This is a genomic window from Pseudomonas sp. W5-36, from assembly GCF_046540455.1.
Lineage (GTDB): Bacteria > Pseudomonadota > Gammaproteobacteria > Pseudomonadales > Pseudomonadaceae > Aquipseudomonas > Aquipseudomonas graminis_B.
In genome coordinates, this window is record NZ_JAXCIQ010000011.1 from 132,767 (window position 1) to 149,593 (window position 16,827).

Consider the following 16,827-nt stretch of genomic DNA (forward strand, 5'->3'; position numbering starts at 1 on the left):
TGATCACCGAGCAACAGGTCAGTCACGGCTCACCTGCCAGTTCTGCGCTGGGGATTCTCAGCTCCTGCCCGACTTTCAGCTCGTCAGAGCTCAGATGATTGGCTGTACGAAGCATCGGCATGGTCATGTCGTAGCGCGCCGCGATCATGCTCAACGACTCGCCGGGACGCACCGTATGCTCGCGCGCGCCCATGGCCAGCTTGCCGTTATCCCGCAGCCAGGCGATGTACGTGCCTTGCGGCGGATTCTGCTGGAAGAACTGCTTCACGCCCGCCGTGATGGAGCGCGCCAGGGCCTGCTGGTGGCTGGTGCCTTGCAGCTTGTTCGCTTCGGCCGCGTTGGAGATGAAGCCGGTCTCGACCAGAATCGACGGAATGTCCGGCGACTTCAGCACCATGAAGCCGGCCTGCTCGACGCGGGACTTGTGCAGCGAGGTTACGCGGCCGATGTTGGTCAGGACCTTCTGGCCGACGTTCAGGCTTGAAGTCAGTGATGCGGTCATCGACAAATCGAGCAGTACACCCGCGAGCATGCGGTCTTTGTCATCGAGACTTACGGCCCCGGCGCCACCGATCAAGTCGGAACGGTTTTCACTGTCCGCCAGCCAGCGTGCTGTTTCGGAGGTCGCGCCGCGTTCCGACAGGGCAAACACCGAAGCGCCGAAGGCCGCCGAAGAAGGCGCCGCGTCGGCATGAATGGACACGAACAGATCAGCACCTTTGGCGCGGGCAATTTCCGTGCGCTTACGCAGCGGGATGAAGTAGTCGCCCGTACGGGTCAGCTCGGCGCGGTAGCCCTTTTCGCCGTTGATCTGGCGCTGAAGCTCCTTGGCAATCGCGAGCACGACGTTCTTTTCTTTCTCACCGCGACCGCCAGACGCACCCGGATCTTCTCCGCCGTGACCGGCATCGATGACGACAACGATGTCGCGCTTGCCGTTTGGCACAGGGGTAAGCTTGATTTCAGGCTTGGACGGGCTGACCGGCACCACTGCGGGCGTCGCAGGCGCGGTGGTGGCCGGGGTATCGGCAACCGACGGCGGCGGATTGGCATCGGCGGCGTTGTCGTACAGGTCGACCACCAGACGGTTGCCGTATTGCTGGTTCGGCGCGAGGGTGAAGCTCTTCGGCGTCACGGCCTTCTTCAGGTCGATGACCACACGCAGGTCGTCAGGCGTGCGTTGCGCCGAGCGCATGCTGGTGATCGGCGTGTTGGCCGTCGGCACGTTCAGCGGCCCACCCAGGGTGGCGCCGTTGATGTCGATGACCAGACGATCAGGGGACTGCAGCGTGAAGACACTGTGCTGAACAGGGCCAGACAGGTCGAAAACCAGCCGCGTGTTATCCGGGGCACGCCATAAGCGGACACTTCGTACCTGTGAAGCGGCCAACGCGTCGACAGCCAGTGTCGCCAGCAGCAGTCCAATCACAGTAACCAGCGCGCGCATGCGCATACCAAACCCCATATCTATTGAATGTCTATTTAAACGAAGGCGCCAAAGCGGCACACCACATCTCGCCACGCGAGCTTTTTGGGCTCAACGTCAACGCTCGACCTTCGTCGAGCGGCCTTATGGTAATGATCAGGTCAGGCTTTGGCAAAAAGCCTGCACCAAGATTGGGCCATTCGATAAGACAAAGGGCATCGCCTTCGAAATAGTCCCGGATGCCGAGGAATTCTAGCTCTTCTGGATCAACAAGTCGGTAGAGATCAAAGTGATACGCGCGGTTTCTCCCAATTTCGTAAGGTTCTACCAGCGTAAACGTCGGACTTTTTACCGCGCCGGTATGCCCCAGGCCGCGAATGATCCCTCGGGACAGCGTGGTCTTGCCCGCCCCCAGATCGCCCTCCAGAAAAATAATCCCATTGCTTTCAGTCACTTGGGCAATACGTGCGCCGAAGTGGGTCATGGCCTCTTCACCCATGAGCGCCAGGGTTAACTCAGACACGGTTGGTGCTCCTCCAGAAGCTGGCGAATAACAGGAATCAGATCAGCGGCAGCCAGCCCTCGCCCGCCGGCGCCGCATTGCTCACCAGCGAAGGCGTGCAGCCAGACGCCCAGACAAGCAGCGTCATAGGCGCTCATCTTTTGCGCCATCAGCGCGCCGATGACACCGGACAAGACATCGCCCAGCCCGCCGGTCGCCATCGCCGGATGGCCGTGATCGGCCAGTGAGAGGTCACCTGCCGGGTTGGCGATCAGGCTGCCGCTGCCTTTTAACACGCATACAGCATTGAATTTCCTGGCCAGCGCCCGCGCCGCAGCCGGACGATCGGCTTGAATGTGTTTCGTGTCGGTGCCCAGCAGGCGCGCGGCTTCGCCAGGATGCGGGGTGATCACGCTGCCATCGGGCAATTGCACGGCACCGGTCGCCAGCTCGTTCAGCGCGTCGGCATCCCAGACCTGCGGCAACGGCGCGTTCGCGGCCGCAGACAACAGGCTTTTTCCCCAACTGTGCTGGCCGAGCCCCGGACCCACCACCAGCACCGACGCAGGCTCAATCAAGGCGAGGAGCTGGTTGGCCGAGCTGATGCCGGCGCTCATCACTTCAGGGAATCGCGTCAGCGCGGCGCTGATATGTTCCGGCCGCGTGGCCAGCGTGACCATGCCGGCGCCGGTGCGCAGCGTGCTTTCGGTGGCGAGCAATGCTGCGCCGCCGAAACCTCGATCGCCGCCCACCACCAGCACGCGACCAAACATGCCCTTGTGTGCGACGCGTGAGCGAGGCGCCAGGGTGGGCAGATTGAAGGTGTCCAGCCGTTTGACGCTGACGGGGGTTTGCCGAATGATCTCGGCGTCCGCCTGCAAGTCATCGAACACCAGCTCGCCGACCAGTTCGGGCGCATCGCCAGTGAACAGCCCGACCTTGAGGCCAATGAAGGTGACGGTCAGATCGGCGCGGACGGCGACGCCCAGTGTTCGGCCGGTGTCGGCGCAGAGCCCTGAAGGGAGATCGACGGCCACTACGGGCAATCCACTGTCGTTGATGGCTTCAATGGCCGCCGCGTAAGGATCGCGCACGTCCCCCGTCAGCCCTGTGCCCAGCAGCGCGTCGACAACGATGCCGGCCAGCGCCTGCTGTTGCCAGGGCTGAATATCGACCTTGGCGGCAACCGCTTCTTCATAAGCGGATCGAGCGTCGCCGCCCAGCGCTGCGCAGTCACCCACAGCCAGCACGTGAACGTGCCAGCCGGCACGCCGGGCCAGCGCAGCCACGAGGTAGCCGTCGCCGGCGTTGTTGCCGCGACCGGTCATCACTGTCAGCTGCCTGCCCTCGGGCCAGCGACGACGTATTGCCCGCCATGCAGCATGGGCAGCGCGCTGCATCAGCTCAAAGCCGGGCGTGCCGGCAGCAATCAGGCGTGCGTCGAGGTCGCGCACCTGAGCGGCGCTGTACAGTGCGTCGGGAAATGGGGGTTTGCTGTGCAACATGCGTCTTTGGGCTCCGATGTCTGGCAGAATTATACGCACCTGCGCCCCGGTGTCCTCTTTGCATGTCCGCGATAACTGTAGACCCATCCACAGCTCCAGAGCCTCTAACGGCAGCCGGGCTGACCGACCTTGCCCAATCGATCAAGGGTTGGGGGCGCGAGCTTGGCTTTCAGCAAGTCGGAATCTCGGGGCTGGACCTGGCCGAGCACGAGCAGCACCTGGAGCGCTGGCTCGACGCCGGGTACCACGGCGAGATGGACTATATGGCAGCGCATGGCAGCAAACGTTCGCATCCGGACGAGTTGGTGCCGGGAACGCTGCGCGTGGTGTCGCTGCGCATGGACTATCTGCCCGGCGATACGCAGATGGCTCAGTTGCTGGGTCAGCCCGAGAAAGCCTACGTCTCGCGGTACGCACTGGGCCGTGATTATCACAAGCTGATCCGCAAGCGCGTGCAGCAACTGGCGGAGCGCATTCAACAGGCGATCGGGCCATTCGGGTTTCGCGCGTTCGTCGACAGCGCGCCGGTGCTGGAGAAGGCCATTGCCGAGCAGGCCGGGCTGGGCTGGATCGGCAAGAACACTCTGGTGCTCAATCGCAAGGCCGGCAGTTATTTCTTTCTCAGCGAGCTGTTCGTCGACCTGCCGCTGCCGGTAGACGCCCCAAACGCCACCGAGCATTGCGGGCGCTGCACGGCCTGCCTGGACGTGTGTCCGACCAACGCCTTCGTCGGACCCTACGTGCTGGATGCGCGAAAGTGTATTTCCTACCTGACCATCGAGCTGAAGACGTCGATCCCCGAAGACCTGCGTGCGTTGATCGGCAATCGGGTGTTCGGCTGCGATGACTGCCAGATCGTCTGCCCGTGGAATCGCTTCGCACGGCCGACCGATCAAACGGACTTCAAACCCCGTCACGGCCTTGATAACGCCGAATTGACCACGCTGTTTTTGTGGGATGAGACCACCTTCCTGAGCAACACCGAAGGCTCACCGTTGCGGCGCGCCGGGTATGAGCGGTGGTTGAGAAATCTGGCCGTGGGGCTGGGTAACGCGCCGTCTACCATCCCCGTGATCGAAGCGCTGAAAGCGCGGCGGGAGCATCCGTCAGAGATGGTGCGCGAGCATGTGGAATGGGCGTTGGGGCAGCATGAAGCCAGGGCCCCAGGGCGCTTGTTGTAATTACGCGCCGGTTCAGTGCCCGTCCTTGTAAACAAACTTCGGCATTTCCCAGCGAAACTTGATCGCCAGCAGCCGCAGTAACAATCCGCCAAACAGCGTGATCAGCGTGCCCTGCTCCACCGGCAATCCGGCGTACTGGCACAGCAAAAAGCACCACGCGGCGGCGAACGATACGCTGGCATACAGCTCGCGACGGAAGATCAGGGGGATGTCGTTGCAGAAAATGTCCCGCAGGATTCCCCCAAACACGCCGGTGATCACCCCGCTCACGGCGGCAACGGTCATGCTCAAGCCCATGTCCAGCGCGGTCATGCAGCCGATCAGGGTAAACGCCACCAATCCCAGTGCATCGAGCACCAGAAACAGCGAGCGCAGATGGCGCATCAGCGGTGCGATGAAGATGGTCACCAGCGCTGCAATGCTGGTAAGGATCAGGTATTCCGGGTGCTTGACCCACGTCAGCGGGTAATGCCCCAGCAGCACGTCGCGAACCGAACCGCCGCCCAGCGCCGTGATGCAGGCGATCAGCACCACACCGAACCAGTCCATGCCGCGACGGCCTGCGGACAGCGCGCCGGTCATGGCTTCGGCCGTAATGGCGATCAGGTAGAGCATCAACAACATGGCGGCAGTCCCTGCGAGAAAGGGGCGCAGTCTAACCACTCGACCGGGGCACCAAAAGAGAGCGTTTGGTTTAGCGCTCTCTCCAGGCGACTGCGATTGGCCGCCGGCGCCCTGCTGTCACGACTTGATGAAGTGCTCGCGGTAGAAACGCAGCTCGGCGATCGACTCACGGATATCGTCCAGCGCCAGGTGCGTGCTGCCCTTCTTGAACTTGAGGTCAGGGGACCAGCGTGCAGCCAGTTCCTTGAGGGTCGAGACGTCGAGGTTGCGGTAGTGGAAATAGTTTTCCAGCGTCGGCATGCGCTTGTACAGGAAGCGACGGTCCTGGCAGATGCTGTTGCCGCAGATGGGCGAGCTGCGTTCGGGCACCCACTGCTTGATGAACTCAAGCGTCATGGCCTCGGCTTCGTCGTTGGAGATTTTGCTTTCGCGCACGCGCTGGGTCAGGCCGGAACCGCCGTGCTGGCGGGTGTTCCATTCGTCCATGCCGTTCAGCAGCTCATCGCTCTGATGCACCGCGATGACCGGGCCTTCGGCCAGGGTGTTGAGCTCGCTGTCAGTGATGATGGTTGCCATCTCGATGATGACGTCGTTATCAGGGTCCAGACCGGTCATTTCCAGGTCGATCCAGATAAGATTCTGTTTGTTCTGCATATGTCGGCTCCTCAGCGTTGGCGCGCAGTTTAGCCCACCCGGGCGTGCTAGACTCGCCCGCGCTTTATCAAATCAGCACCTTTATGCGTCTTCAAACGGAACACTGAACACCCATGGCCAAACGCCAACTCAACCGCCGCCAGAACTGGCGCATCGAAAAGATTCAGGGCGAACGCGCCGCGCGTGCCGCCAAACGTGAATCAACCGCTCTCGAAACGCTGGAAGGCGGCGATCTCGGTCCCGAGCAAACGGGCCTTGTCATCGCGCACTTTGGCGTGCAGGTAGAAGTCGAAGCGCAGGACGGCGAGCTGCAGGGTCAGGTTTTCCGCTGTCACTTGCGCGCCAACCTGCCAGCGCTGGTCACCGGCGACCGAGTCGTGTGGCGCGCGGGTAATCAGGGCATCGGCGTCATCGTTGCGCAGTTGCCCCGCGATACAGAACTGAGCCGCCCGGACAGCCGAGGCCAGCTCAAGCCGGTCGCCGCCAACGTTGACTTGATCGTCATCGTTTTCGCACCGATGCCCGAACCCCATGCCAATCTGATCGACCGCTACCTGGTGGCCGCTGAGCATGCGGGGATTCGCCCGCTGTTGCTGTTGAACAAGTTTGACTTGATCGACGATCAGAACGCCCCGGCGCTCAATGCGCTGCTGGCGGTGTACCGCACGCTGGGTTATCCCGTGCTGGAAGTGTCGGCCCACCACGGCGATGGCATGCAGCAGTTGCAGGACCAGCTGGATGGCCACATCAGTGTGTTCGTCGGTCAGTCCGGCGTGGGCAAATCCTCGCTGGTCAACAGCCTGCTGCCGGAAGTCGGCACGCGCGTCGGGCCATTGTCGGAGTATTCGGGCCAAGGCACGCACACCACGACCACCGCGCGCCTGTTCCACTTTCCGCGCGGCGGCGACCTGATCGACTCACCGGGCATTCGTGAATTCGGCCTCGGTCACGTCAGCCGCGCCGACGTCGAAGCGGGTTTCATCGAGTTCAACGACCTGCTCGGCCGATGCCGCTTCCGCGACTGCAAACACGACCGCGAACCCGGTTGTGCCTTATTGCAGGGCCTTGCAGACGGCCGCGTGCAGCAACAGCGCATGAACAGCTATCGCTCGATCATCGCCAGCTTGCCGGAAAGCAGTTATTGATTCAGCGGTAGTGGTCAATTCGATTTAGGCCTTCACGGCTGAAGCCGGTCCTACTGACTGCGATCCCAGCGCTTGAACTGCGCAAACAAAAACGCCGCGATCATCGCGGCGTTTTTGCGTCTGCTACACAGGCATCAGTTCTTGGTTTCGTCGATCTTAAGCTGGCCCTGATCGAAGATGTTCAGCTTCTGCCGAATCTCGTGGGGTTGGGCATAAGCCTGGGGATCAACTGCCGGTGTGGAAATTGACGCCCCCGGCTGATTGGCCGGTGCGGTAGCGCCAGGTGCCGGCAATGGCGCAGCGGCTCCAGGCGCATCCGGGGTTTGCGGTGCTTCGCCTGAATTCTGCGCGCCTTCGATCCGCTGCTGCGCTTTCTTGGTCATCACCACAATGTCGATGCGACGGTTGATCGGATTTTGCGGGTGCTCTTTGTCGTACAGTGCCGAAGACGCATAACCCACCACGCGCGCCACCTGCTGATCCGGATACCCACCCGCGAGCAGCGCGCGACGAGCAGCGTTCGCTCGACCGGACGACAGCTCCCAGTTGCCGAAGCCGTTGTTGCCAACAAAAGGGGTCGCATCGGTGTGACCACTGATGCTGACTTTGTTCGGCACCGCTTTAATGGTGTCGGCCATGGCCAGCAAGATGTCTTCGAAATACGGTTTTAACTTCGCACTGCCGATGTCGAACATCGGGCGGTTTTCGGCGTCCGTGATCTGGATACGCAAGCCGTCCTGGGTGATCTCGAACAGAATCTGGTCCTTGAACTTCGCCAGTTGCGGATTCTCGTTGATCTTGTTCTGCAACTCTTGCAGCAACATTTCCAGACGGTCCTGCTCGACCTGCTCGGCGGCGGCGTCCTGCTGATCCGCGTCGACCGGCACACGATCCGGCGAAGGCGTGGATTGCACCTCCGGGTTCAGCGTCTGGTCCGGGGACATTTCCGGCGAACCGCCCAGGTCAATGACGTAGGGCGAGCCGCTGTCGGAAAACCCGACCGGGTCCTTGAAGTAACCGGCGATGGCGAGCAGTTGCTCCGGCGTGGCAGACGACATCAGCCACAGCACCAGGAAGAACGCCATCATCGCCGTCGCGAAGTCGGCAAATGCGATTTTCCAGGCGCCGCCGTGATGCCCTCCGCCATAGCGCTTGACGCGCTTTATGATGATCGGCTGATTATTTTCCATGGATCAACGACCGCGGACAGCTTGTTCCAGCTCGCTGAAGCTGGGGCGATGGGCCGGATACAGAACCTTGCGACCGAACTCCACGGCCAGCGAAGGCGGCACGCCGGACGCGGACGCTACGAGGGAAGCTTTGATCGATTCATAGACGTTCATTTCTTCCTTGGCATCGTGGGCCAGGGAAGTGGCCAACGGGCCGAAGAAACCGTACGCCGCGAGAATACCGAAGAAGGTACCGACCAGCGCCGCGCCGACGTGCATGCCGATCGCCGCTTTGTCGCCGGAACCCAGGGAGGCCATGGTCACCACGATACCCAGTACCGCAGCAACGATACCGAAACCTGGCATGGCATCGGCGACACCGGTCACGGCGTGGGAAGGATGCTCGAGCTCTTCTTTCATGCTCAGCAATTCCATGTCGAACAAGCCTTCCAACTCGTGGGGCGCCATGTTGCCGGAAGACATGATGCGCAGGTAATCGCAGATGAAAGCAATCATGCGGGTGTCTTTGAGCACGCCAGGGTATTTGGCGAAAATCGGGCTGTTCTCGGGCTCCTCGATGTCGCCTTCGATGGCCATCATGCCTTCGCGACGGCTCTTGTTGAGGATCTCGTAGACCAGGCCCAGCACTTCGAGGTAGTAGCCATGGGTGAACCGGGTGCTGAACATCTTCAAGGACTTCTTGATGACCAGCATGGTCATATAGCCCGGGTTGGCTTGCAGGAATGCACCCAGCGCCGCACCGCCGATGATCATGACCTCGAAAGGCTGGATCAACGCTGCGATCTGACCGTGGGACAGGACGTATCCGCCGAGAACGCTCGCGAAAACGACGATGATGCCGATAATTTTTGCCATAGGTAGAAAATACTTACTGAGTCGGGTTCATGGTCATTGTGCGAGAAGCGCTTGAAACTCTTGTCCTGCTTATCGGCATGAATGCGCCAGACTATAGTCAGATCACAGGAAAATGCTGACCGGTGCGTCGCAACGGACGTTGCGCCACGAGGGCCAGCATGATGCCAGTATCCGACATCGATCTAACCTCCCAGCCGTACGGGTGTTGTGAATGCAATCAGATAAAGCTTCTTCGCTACCTGTCCCGCGCACCCTGGATCAATGGATAAAACAACTCGACGGCATCGCCCTGCCGGTGCCCGGGGTGGCGTATAAACGCGTGCAGGCGGCCTTGACCGATAGCCGCCGCTCGCTGCGCGATATTGCCGATCTCATGCAGGACAGCCCGGCGCTGGTGCTCAACGTTTTGCGTGACGCCAACCTGAACAGCCCCGCCACCGCCCAGCCTGCGGAGAGCCTTGAAGTCGCGATCAACCGATTGGGCCTGGCGCGCACCGAAGCGCTGTTGGCGCGACTGCCCAGTGTCGATGCACGGGATATTCCGGTGGCGCTCCGTCAGCTACAGCTGATCAGTCAGCACGCCATGCAGCAGGCTTACGGCCTGTTCGCCAATCAACTGGCGCGGCTGTGGCAGGACATCCATCTGGGCAGCCTGCTGTTTCTGTCGCCGCTCTGGCCGATGGCCTTGGCGCATCCCAAGCTGCTGGAAGAGTGGGAGTTGCGGGTTATCCACAAGGGAGAGTGCGCGAAGGCTGTGGAAAACGCTCTGTTTGGCGTGCGCTTGGTGCATCTGTGTCAGGCCCTGGCACAGCACTGGCGCCTGCCGATCTGGGTGACCCAGGGCTACGCACTGCTGACCTCTCAGCAACGCAATCTGGTGAGAGTGCTGCGCATCGCCCACAGCAACGACGACCCGGTCAAGCAGCAACAGCAACTCGACGCCGACTTGCCGCTGCGCCGCTGGCTCAACCAGCCTGCCAATACCATCCTGCTGGCCAACGGTCTTGCGCTGTCGGCGCACCAGGCTTGGGACACGCCGCACAACCTGCGCTGGCAGCTGCTGACCAGCCTGTATCTGCAGCAGCCACTGGATGATCTCCAGCAGCAGGTTCACCAGAGCGCGGCCGCCAGCGCTCGCCAGCATTCCGGCCCGGATATCTGGCACCCCGCGCAGGCGTTGCTCTGGCCGTGGCATGCACGAAGGATACATAAAGGCTTGCTGCCCGCCCCGCCACCCTCGCCCGACGCCCTGCAACTGTGGCGCAAGCACTGCGCGGATCTGCTGAAAGAGCCCGGCATTTTCATCAACGCGATACACCTGACCACCTGCGCCCGGGACGCTCTGGTAGCGGCGGGCATGCAGCGGGTGGTGTTGCTGATGACCGATCGCAAGACCGACAGCCTGCGTGTGCATCAGATTGCGGGTGTGGACAAGTCGGCCGCGGCGTTGCTAGTGCCTTACAAAGACAGCACCGTGCTGCAACGCCTGCTCGCCCAGCCCACGCAATTACGCCTGACGCCGGCCAACAACGCTCAGTTTTCGGCGCTGCTGCCGCCACAACTGCGCAATTTGTTCAGCGGCGAGAACCTGCTGATCCGCTCACTGGCCAGCAACGGACGCGTAGTGATGATGGTAATGGCCGATCAGGGCGGTGGCCCGTTTTCCGAGATGTCCGTCCAGGCTTTCGGAAAAACCGGTCAGTGCATCGAGAAAGCGCTTACTGCCTTTAGCCATCGCAATGGCTGACGGCTGAGCTACAATTCGCAACCTTTTCGCGATCCGGAGACGCTAGATGTCTGCCTTTTCAAGCTTGCCGCTGGTCATCGAGCCCGCAGACCTGCAAGCACGCCTCAGCGCGCCAGAGCTCATTCTGGTCGACCTGACCAGCCCGGCCCGCTATGAGGCCGGGCACATCCCGGGAGCACGATTCGTCGATCCGAAGCGTACGCAACTGGGCCTGCCACCAGCGCCGGGGCTGCTGCCCTCGCACACGCAACTGGAAGCGCTGTTCGGCGAACTGGGCCACAACCCCGACGCGGTATACGTGGTGTATGACGACGAAGGCGGCGGCTGGGCCGGCCGGTTCATCTGGCTGCTCGACGTCATCGGACACAAAAAGTATCACTATATCGACGGTGGCCTGCTCGCCTGGCAAGCCGAAGGCCTGCCGCTGTCGACCGAGGTGCCGAAAGCCGTTGGCGGTCCGGTTTCGCTGACCCTGCACGACGAGCCCACGGCCACCCGCGAATACCTGCAAAGCCGCCTGGGCGCTGCTGACCTGGCGATCTGGGACGCGCGCGCGCCGACCGAGTACTCTGGCGAAAAAGTCGTCGCTGCGAAGGGAGGTCACATTCCCGGCGCCGTGAACTTCGAATGGACCGCCGGCATGGATCAGGCGCGCCACCTGCGCATCCGCAAGGACATGCCGAAGATCCTTGAAGACTTGGGCATCACTCCGGAGAAAGAAATCATTACCCACTGCCAGACCCATCATCGCTCGGGCTTCACCTATCTGGTGGCCAAGGCACTGGGTTACCCGAGGGTCAAGGGCTACGCCGGCTCCTGGGGCGAATGGGGCAACCACCCGGACACCCCGGTCGAGACTTGAAATCGGCCCGACAGGGCGTCGATCCGCATTCCCCTCTTTCAACGTTTTTAGGAATCTTGATGAAACAGCGTCTGTTTATCCTTTTCCAGTATCTGCTTCCCCACCATTTGCTGTCGCAACTGGCAGGCTGTGTGGCCGAATGCCGCGTGCGCTGGTTCAAAAATGCCTTCACTCAATGGTTCGCGCGCCGCTATCAGGTCGACATGTCCCAGGCTCAGGTCGAGGACATCACCGGGTATCAGCACTTCAATGACTTCTTCACCCGCGCCCTCAAGCCGGGCGCGCGTCCATTGGACTCAACCCCGGGCGCGATTCTTTCCCCTGCCGACGGCGCGGTCAGTCAACTGGGCCCAATCGAACACGGCCGGATTTTCCAGGCCAAGGGCCACAGCTACAGCGTGCTTGAATTGCTGGGCGGCGATGCGCGCCTGTCCGCGCCCTTCATGGGTGGCGAGTTCGCGACCGTTTACCTGTCGCCGAAGGACTATCACCGCGTTCACATGCCGCTCGCCGGCACCCTGCGCGAAATGGTTTACGTACCGGGCCGGCTGTTCTCGGTGAACCAGACGACGGCGGAAAACGTGCCGGAGCTGTTCGCCCGTAACGAGCGCGTTGTTTGCCTCTTCGACACCGAGCGCGGTCCGATGGCCGTCGTGCTGGTGGGCGCCATGATCGTCGCCTCGATCGAAACCGTCTGGGCAGGTCTGGTAACGCCGCCCAAGCGCGAGCTCAAGACTTTTCGTTACGACGAAGCCGCGCGCGCGCCCATTCATCTGGAAAAAGGCGCCGAGCTGGGTCGGTTCAAGCTGGGCTCCACGGCCATCGTGCTGTTTGGCCCAAATCAGGTGAAATGGTCCGAACTGCTGGCGGCCGGTTCGCCGGTGCAAATGGGTCAGGGCCTCGCTTTGCCATTGCAGGCCTGATTCTTGCGTAAGCTAGTCCCCTGAGAGCGTGATGCTGTTTTTCTGGCGCTAACGGCACCAAGGCGTCGCGCAGCATTACGCTTCGTCAGGGATGGTTGAGCCAGGCCGCATGACCCTGGGCCCAGGCTGCGACGTTGCAGGATGCTGCTAGAGTCCAGTTGTCAGCGCTTTAGGAAACGTCGCTTTCAATCGACGTAAACGTGCTCTTTTCGCCCGGCGAGGGTGCTTGCCCCGGAGTTGGACGCCGCCGTTCAGGCCTGTAGTTGTCGGAGTTTGCCTGTCACATGAGTAATTTAAGTCTCCCACTGTTGTTGCGCGCACCTGTGCCGACGCAGTCGAGCCTGTCGTTCTGTGACGCGACGCCCAAAGACATGAAGCGCTGGATCGCCACCCTGCCCAAGGCCAATCTCGGCGAAATGGCGCGCCAGCTCTATCAGGGGCTGGGCGAGCTGAACCAGTTGCTCACCCCAAGCGACAACCGCATGCAGCTCCTCGAATTGCTTCGCCCGGAAGTCTTTTTCGTGTGCAAGCATCTGGAGCGTCACTTCCTGAACCAGTCGGTTGTTCTCGAAGAGCGTCCGCGCAAGGTTGCCAACCTGTGCCAGGCCCTGCAAAACCACTTGGCCATTGGTTACAAACAGATCATCGCGCGGGTCGCGGTCAAGCTCGGAAAAGACCGCATCGGCCTGCTGACCACCGCCCTTCAGCGCGCGCTCAGCTGCCTGAACGGCCCGCTTATCCGCGCCAACCAACTTTACTGCCCGGTGCAGGACGGCTTGTGGCTGGAGATGCATCAGATTTATCAGATCGCCCGCCAGCATCAATTGCAGAACGTGCCGGTTGCCGACAGCCTCGCCCACAACACTCAGGCGATGAGCGTTGAACAGACGTACATCGTTGCGCTGCTGATGGGGTGTTCGCGCTGCAATCAGATGCGCCAGCACAACATCGGCAAACTCGCCGAGGCGCTGGATGCGTGGAGCGCGATGGTCACCCTGCAGCAGCCGCTGGACAGCAACAGCCTGTACGCGGTGTCTCCAGGTACGGACACAGCGCCACGCTATGCCGCACTGTACGACGAAGATCAGCGGCCAAATTTGCTCGGCATCGACCCCCGTGGTTTGTCGGCTGCCCTGGAGCGCTACACCGAAACACCGGTTGAAGAACGTTCGAAGTCAGCCCTGAAAGTGCCGGCGGGTTTGTCCATCGACGTCCTGCAGCACCTGGCAGCCGCGTGGGGCGACGTGTCGGAACGTGCGTTTCAGCGCACCCCGGGGCAAGGCACCCTGACCGTCTGCGTGGGCATGAGCGCTCTGCATTATTACGTCGGCGGTCAGCAGTCCTTCAGCGACCTGCTGCAAATGTCGACGCTGTCCAGAGTCGTCGACTACACGCTGCAGCCTTTGAAGCCGGTCAAGCATGATCCGTGGGCGCAGACTGCAGACGCGCAACGCGATGGCACCTCGAACAGCATGCTGCCGTTCGAGGAAATCGAATACAAACGTGACGACGCTGAAACCAATGCGGCGTCCGACGGGCAAAAGAGCTTCCCTACTTACGCGCTGCACATTGTCAATCACAGCCCGGGCGGCTACTGCCTGGCCTGGCCGAAAGAAGTGCCGGACCAGTTGCAGGCCGGCGAGATGATTGGCATCCAGGACCACGGTCACGGCTGGAGCATCGCAGTGGTGCGCTGGGTGCGGCAGGTTCGTGGCGGTGGCATGCAGATGGGCGTGGAACTGATTGCGCCCTTTGCCCAGGCGTGCGGCATGCAGCTCACGCGCGCCGAACAGAGCAGTCAGTTTCTGCGCGCCCTGCTGCTGCCGGAAGTTCGTGCGATTGACGTACCCGCGACGGTCATCGCTCCGCGCCTGCCGTTCGAGGACGGTTCCAAGGTGCTGATCAATACCAGCGGCGAACAGCGACGCGCGAGCCTGAGCAATCGTCGGGCGACGACGGGCAGCTACAACCAGTTTGAATATCAGATTATTGAAGGACCGAAAAAGGCTGCGACGCCAGACGACGACGGCCCGGAGCAGGAATTCGACTCGCTGTGGACAGTACTCTGAGCCATCGAGGCATCCGTTGCAGATGCCTCAACGTCCATGCGTGTTAAGCGCTGCGCCCTTCCCGGTCGCGGAACCCCAGCAAATACAGTACGCCATCCAGACCCAGCGTCGAGATGGCCTGCTTCGCCGATTGCTTGACCAGCGGTTTGGCGCGGAACGCCACACCCAGGCCGGCGATGGCGAGCATTGGGAGGTCGTTGGCGCCGTCGCCCACTGCAATGGTCTGCTCCAGACTCAACCCTTCCTTGCTGGCGAGTTCGCGCAGCAGATCGGCCTTGCGTTGGGCGTCGACGATTGGCTCGATCGCATTACCCGTGCACTTGCCGTCCACCACTTCCAGCTCGTTGGCGAAGATGTAGTCAATGCCCAGTTTGGCCTGCAGCTGACGCGCAAAATACGTGAAGCCGCCCGACAGGATCGCCGTCTTGTAGCCCAGCCGCTTGAGTTCGGCAAACAGCGTTTCAGCGCCTTCCGTCAAACGCAGTGAAGCGCCGATCTCATCCAGCACCTTCACATCCAGACCTTGAAGCAGCGCAAGCCGCTCTTTGAAGCTGGCGCGGAAGTCCAGTTCGCCACGCATGGCGCGCTCGGTGATCTCCGACACGCGCTCGCCGACGCCGTGGGCTTTGGCCAGTTCATCGATGACCTCGGCTTCGATCAGCGTGGAATCCATGTCGAACACCGCCAGACGGCGGTTGCGGCGGAACAGTGAGTCCTGCTGGAACGCGATATCGACGTTCAGCTCCTGAGCAACATGAAGAAATTCAGCCTGCATCTGCTGAGGATCGACCGGCTCGCCGCGCACGGAAAACTCGATGCAGCCTTTACTCTTCTCGGTGGGCATGTCGAGCGGCATGCGCCCGGAAAGGCGATCGATGCGGTCGATATTCAAGCCATATTTGGCAGTGATCGCACTGACCGTTTGCAGCTGCTCGGCGGTGACCTTGCGCGTCAACAGCGTCACGATGTGCCGCGCCTTGCCCTGACCGTCGACCCAGTGCTGATAGTCAGCTTCGGACACGTCAGTGAAACGCACGTGCTGCCCCAACTGGTCGACTGTCGCCTGCACGTTCTGGCGCACGGCCGCGCCTGCTTCTGTGTCGGGAATCTCGACCAGAAGGCCGAACGACAGCGCGTCGTGAATCACCGCCTGACCGATGTCGAGAATGTTCACGCCGCCTTGGGCCAGCACACCGGTGATAGCCGCAGTGAGGCCCGGACGGTCTTCACCGGTGATGTTTATCAGGACGATTTCGCGCAAGGCGCACCCCCGCAGTTGAAAAAAACCGCATTCTACGCACTTTCAGTGACCGCCGGGCACAGCCAGCGCTTTGCCGCCACAGGGTCGCTCGCTATACTGCGCCCCAACTTCACCAAGAGAGCCGTGCTCAGTGAACCGGCCCACGCCTGTAAAAACCGATAATTTCTTCGTGCTGATCTTCCGGGCATTGCGTCATCGACGTGTACCGATTGCTTTGCGTATCGCCAGCCACAACGTGATCCTCGTCGCGCTGGCTCTGGTGATCTACGCCTGCGTCATGGGTTTGCAATTCAAGCAAGCCATGCACGAGCAGGCTGACGCACTGGGGCAAGCCCTGACCACGCAGACCGCCACGTCCGCCACCGAACTGCTGGTGTCCAACGACATCCTCAGCCTCAATGTGCTGCTGGGCAACCTGGTGAAAAACCCGCTGGTGGCCCACGCGGCTATCTATAGCCCCGACAACCGCATCCTTGCCGAAGCCGGGCAGCGTCCGAAAAACGGCTTGCTGGGCGAGGCTGAAGGTCTCTACGAGATCAAGATCACCTTTCAGGACGTGGTCGCCGGCACGCTGCGCATTAGCCTGGACATGGCGCAGTTCCAACAGCCGCTGACCATCAGCTTGCAGAGCATGGCGATTCTGGCCGGTATCCTGCTGGCACTCGCGTTGGCCTTGAGCCTGCGCCTTGGGCGGCATATTTCCACGCCAATGCTGCAACTGCGCATGTGGTTGCGCTACATCGATCCGTACACGCCGGCCACTGATCGTCAGGATGAGATCGGCGATCTGGCGCGTCAGTTGAAGACTTCGTACGCGCCGCCAGAACCGGAACCGGCGCCCATTCCCGAGCCTGCACAGGTCGAGGACGAGGAAGACGCTTCG

14 protein-coding genes and 1 pseudogene are annotated in these 16,827 nt (G+C 61.6%); 7 read left to right on the forward strand and 8 right to left on the reverse strand.

The genetic code is table 11. The features are described from left to right. Window positions 1-22 precede the first annotated feature (22 nt). Genes SLW74_RS18290 through SLW74_RS18300 form a run of 3 tightly spaced genes read right to left on the reverse strand, consistent with a single transcriptional unit; the run spans window position 23 to window position 3,433 of the window. Window positions 23-1,465: an N-acetylmuramoyl-L-alanine amidase gene (locus SLW74_RS18290; protein WP_208600739.1), complete on the reverse strand. Its 1,443-nt coding sequence runs from the start codon at window positions 1,463-1,465 to the stop codon at window positions 23-25. A 13-nt stretch (window positions 1,466-1,478) separates the two neighbouring features. Beyond that, window positions 1,479-1,949 (reverse strand): tRNA (adenosine(37)-N6)-threonylcarbamoyltransferase complex ATPase subunit type 1 TsaE, encoded by a 471-nt coding sequence (tsaE, locus tag SLW74_RS18295; RefSeq protein WP_065987807.1) that lies wholly within the window; start codon window positions 1,947-1,949, stop codon window positions 1,479-1,481. Continuing rightward, a complete protein-coding gene (locus SLW74_RS18300; protein WP_410929709.1) occupies window positions 1,937-3,433 on the reverse strand; it encodes an NAD(P)H-hydrate dehydratase in 1,497 nt (498 codons plus the stop codon). The genes tsaE and SLW74_RS18300 overlap by 13 nt, the downstream gene beginning before the upstream one ends. Window positions 3,434-3,495: 62 nt before the next feature. Between SLW74_RS18300 and queG the strand changes: the two genes are divergently transcribed. Continuing rightward, on the forward strand, window positions 3,496-4,614 hold the full coding sequence (gene queG / locus SLW74_RS18305) for a tRNA epoxyqueuosine(34) reductase QueG (protein WP_410929710.1): 1,119 nt from the start codon (window positions 3,496-3,498) through the stop codon (window positions 4,612-4,614). Window positions 4,615-4,626: 12 nt separating this feature from the next. Here the strand turns inward: queG and SLW74_RS18310 are convergent, their stop codons facing one another. After that, window positions 4,627-5,238: a trimeric intracellular cation channel family protein gene (locus tag SLW74_RS18310; protein ID WP_065987810.1), complete on the reverse strand. Its 612-nt coding sequence runs from the start codon at window positions 5,236-5,238 to the stop codon at window positions 4,627-4,629. Between the two features lie 117 nt (window positions 5,239-5,355). Continuing rightward, window positions 5,356-5,892 (reverse strand): oligoribonuclease, encoded by a 537-nt coding sequence (orn, locus tag SLW74_RS18315; protein WP_065987811.1) that lies wholly within the window; start codon window positions 5,890-5,892, stop codon window positions 5,356-5,358. 113 nt (window positions 5,893-6,005) lie between these two features. Here orn and rsgA point away from each other — a divergent pair, with 113 nt between their 5' ends. Then, the gene (gene rsgA, locus SLW74_RS18320; RefSeq protein WP_065987812.1) at window positions 6,006-7,037 is read left to right on the forward strand and encodes a small ribosomal subunit biogenesis GTPase RsgA; all 1,032 of its coding nucleotides are present in this window, start codon (window positions 6,006-6,008) and stop codon (window positions 7,035-7,037) included. Window positions 7,038-7,171: 134 nt separating this feature from the next. On the opposite strand, the gene motB is transcribed toward rsgA, so the two are convergent. After that, a complete protein-coding gene (gene motB, locus SLW74_RS18325; protein WP_065987813.1) occupies window positions 7,172-8,227 on the reverse strand; it encodes a flagellar motor protein MotB in 1,056 nt (351 codons plus the stop codon). Between the two features lie 3 nt (window positions 8,228-8,230). After that, complete coding sequence (gene motA / locus SLW74_RS18330; RefSeq protein WP_037015764.1) at window positions 8,231-9,082, reverse strand: flagellar motor stator protein MotA; 852 nt, start codon at window positions 9,080-9,082, stop codon at window positions 8,231-8,233. A 211-nt stretch (window positions 9,083-9,293) separates the two neighbouring features. Here motA and SLW74_RS18335 point away from each other — a divergent pair, with 211 nt between their 5' ends. The 4 genes from SLW74_RS18335 to SLW74_RS18350 all read left to right on the forward strand — a co-directional run bounded on the left by SLW74_RS18335 (window position 9,294) and on the right by SLW74_RS18350 (window position 14,683). Beyond that, a complete protein-coding gene (locus SLW74_RS18335; RefSeq protein ID WP_410929711.1) occupies window positions 9,294-10,829 on the forward strand; it encodes an HDOD domain-containing protein in 1,536 nt (511 codons plus the stop codon). A gap of 46 nt (window positions 10,830-10,875) precedes the next feature. Beyond that, complete coding sequence (gene rhdA / locus SLW74_RS18340; protein ID WP_410929712.1) at window positions 10,876-11,691, forward strand: thiosulfate sulfurtransferase; 816 nt, start codon at window positions 10,876-10,878, stop codon at window positions 11,689-11,691. Between the two features lie 53 nt (window positions 11,692-11,744). Beyond that, window positions 11,745-12,614, forward strand: coding sequence for an archaetidylserine decarboxylase (gene asd, locus SLW74_RS18345; protein ID WP_192135399.1), 870 nt, complete (start codon window positions 11,745-11,747; stop codon window positions 12,612-12,614). A gap of 284 nt (window positions 12,615-12,898) precedes the next feature. Further along, complete coding sequence (locus SLW74_RS18350; RefSeq protein ID WP_369319092.1) at window positions 12,899-14,683, forward strand: molecular chaperone; 1,785 nt, start codon at window positions 12,899-12,901, stop codon at window positions 14,681-14,683. Between the two features lie 43 nt (window positions 14,684-14,726). Here the strand turns inward: SLW74_RS18350 and serB are convergent, their stop codons facing one another. After that, window positions 14,727-15,944 carry a phosphoserine phosphatase SerB gene (gene serB / locus SLW74_RS18355; RefSeq protein WP_065987818.1) on the reverse strand — a complete coding sequence of 406 codons (1,218 nt, stop codon included), beginning with the start codon at window positions 15,942-15,944 and terminating at the stop codon, window positions 14,727-14,729. Between the two features lie 130 nt (window positions 15,945-16,074). Here serB and SLW74_RS18360 point away from each other — a divergent pair. After that, window positions 16,075-16,797 (forward strand): annotated as a pseudogene (locus SLW74_RS18360) (AhpA/YtjB family protein); the annotation flags it as partial. Between the last annotated feature and the right edge of the window lie 30 nt (window positions 16,798-16,827).

Coding starts and splice junctions, on each gene's coding strand:
- SLW74_RS18290 (WP_208600739.1), bottom strand. CDS start 1,465: ATGGGGTTTGGTATGCGCATGCGCGCGCTGGTTACTGTGATTGGACTG.
- SLW74_RS18300 (WP_410929709.1), bottom strand. CDS start 3,433: ATGTTGCACAGCAAACCCCCATTTCCCGACGCACTGTACAGCGCCGCT.
- queG (WP_410929710.1), top strand. CDS start 3,496: ATGTCCGCGATAACTGTAGACCCATCCACAGCTCCAGAGCCTCTAACG.
- SLW74_RS18310 (WP_065987810.1), bottom strand. CDS start 5,238: ATGTTGTTGATGCTCTACCTGATCGCCATTACGGCCGAAGCCATGACC.
- orn (WP_065987811.1), bottom strand. CDS start 5,892: ATGCAGAACAAACAGAATCTTATCTGGATCGACCTGGAAATGACCGGT.
- rsgA (WP_065987812.1), top strand. CDS start 6,006: ATGGCCAAACGCCAACTCAACCGCCGCCAGAACTGGCGCATCGAAAAG.
- motB (WP_065987813.1), bottom strand. CDS start 8,227: ATGGAAAATAATCAGCCGATCATCATAAAGCGCGTCAAGCGCTATGGC.
- motA (WP_037015764.1), bottom strand. CDS start 9,082: ATGGCAAAAATTATCGGCATCATCGTCGTTTTCGCGAGCGTTCTCGGC.
- SLW74_RS18335 (WP_410929711.1), top strand. CDS start 9,294: ATGCAATCAGATAAAGCTTCTTCGCTACCTGTCCCGCGCACCCTGGAT.
- rhdA (WP_410929712.1), top strand. CDS start 10,876: ATGTCTGCCTTTTCAAGCTTGCCGCTGGTCATCGAGCCCGCAGACCTG.
- SLW74_RS18350 (WP_369319092.1), top strand. CDS start 12,899: ATGAGTAATTTAAGTCTCCCACTGTTGTTGCGCGCACCTGTGCCGACG.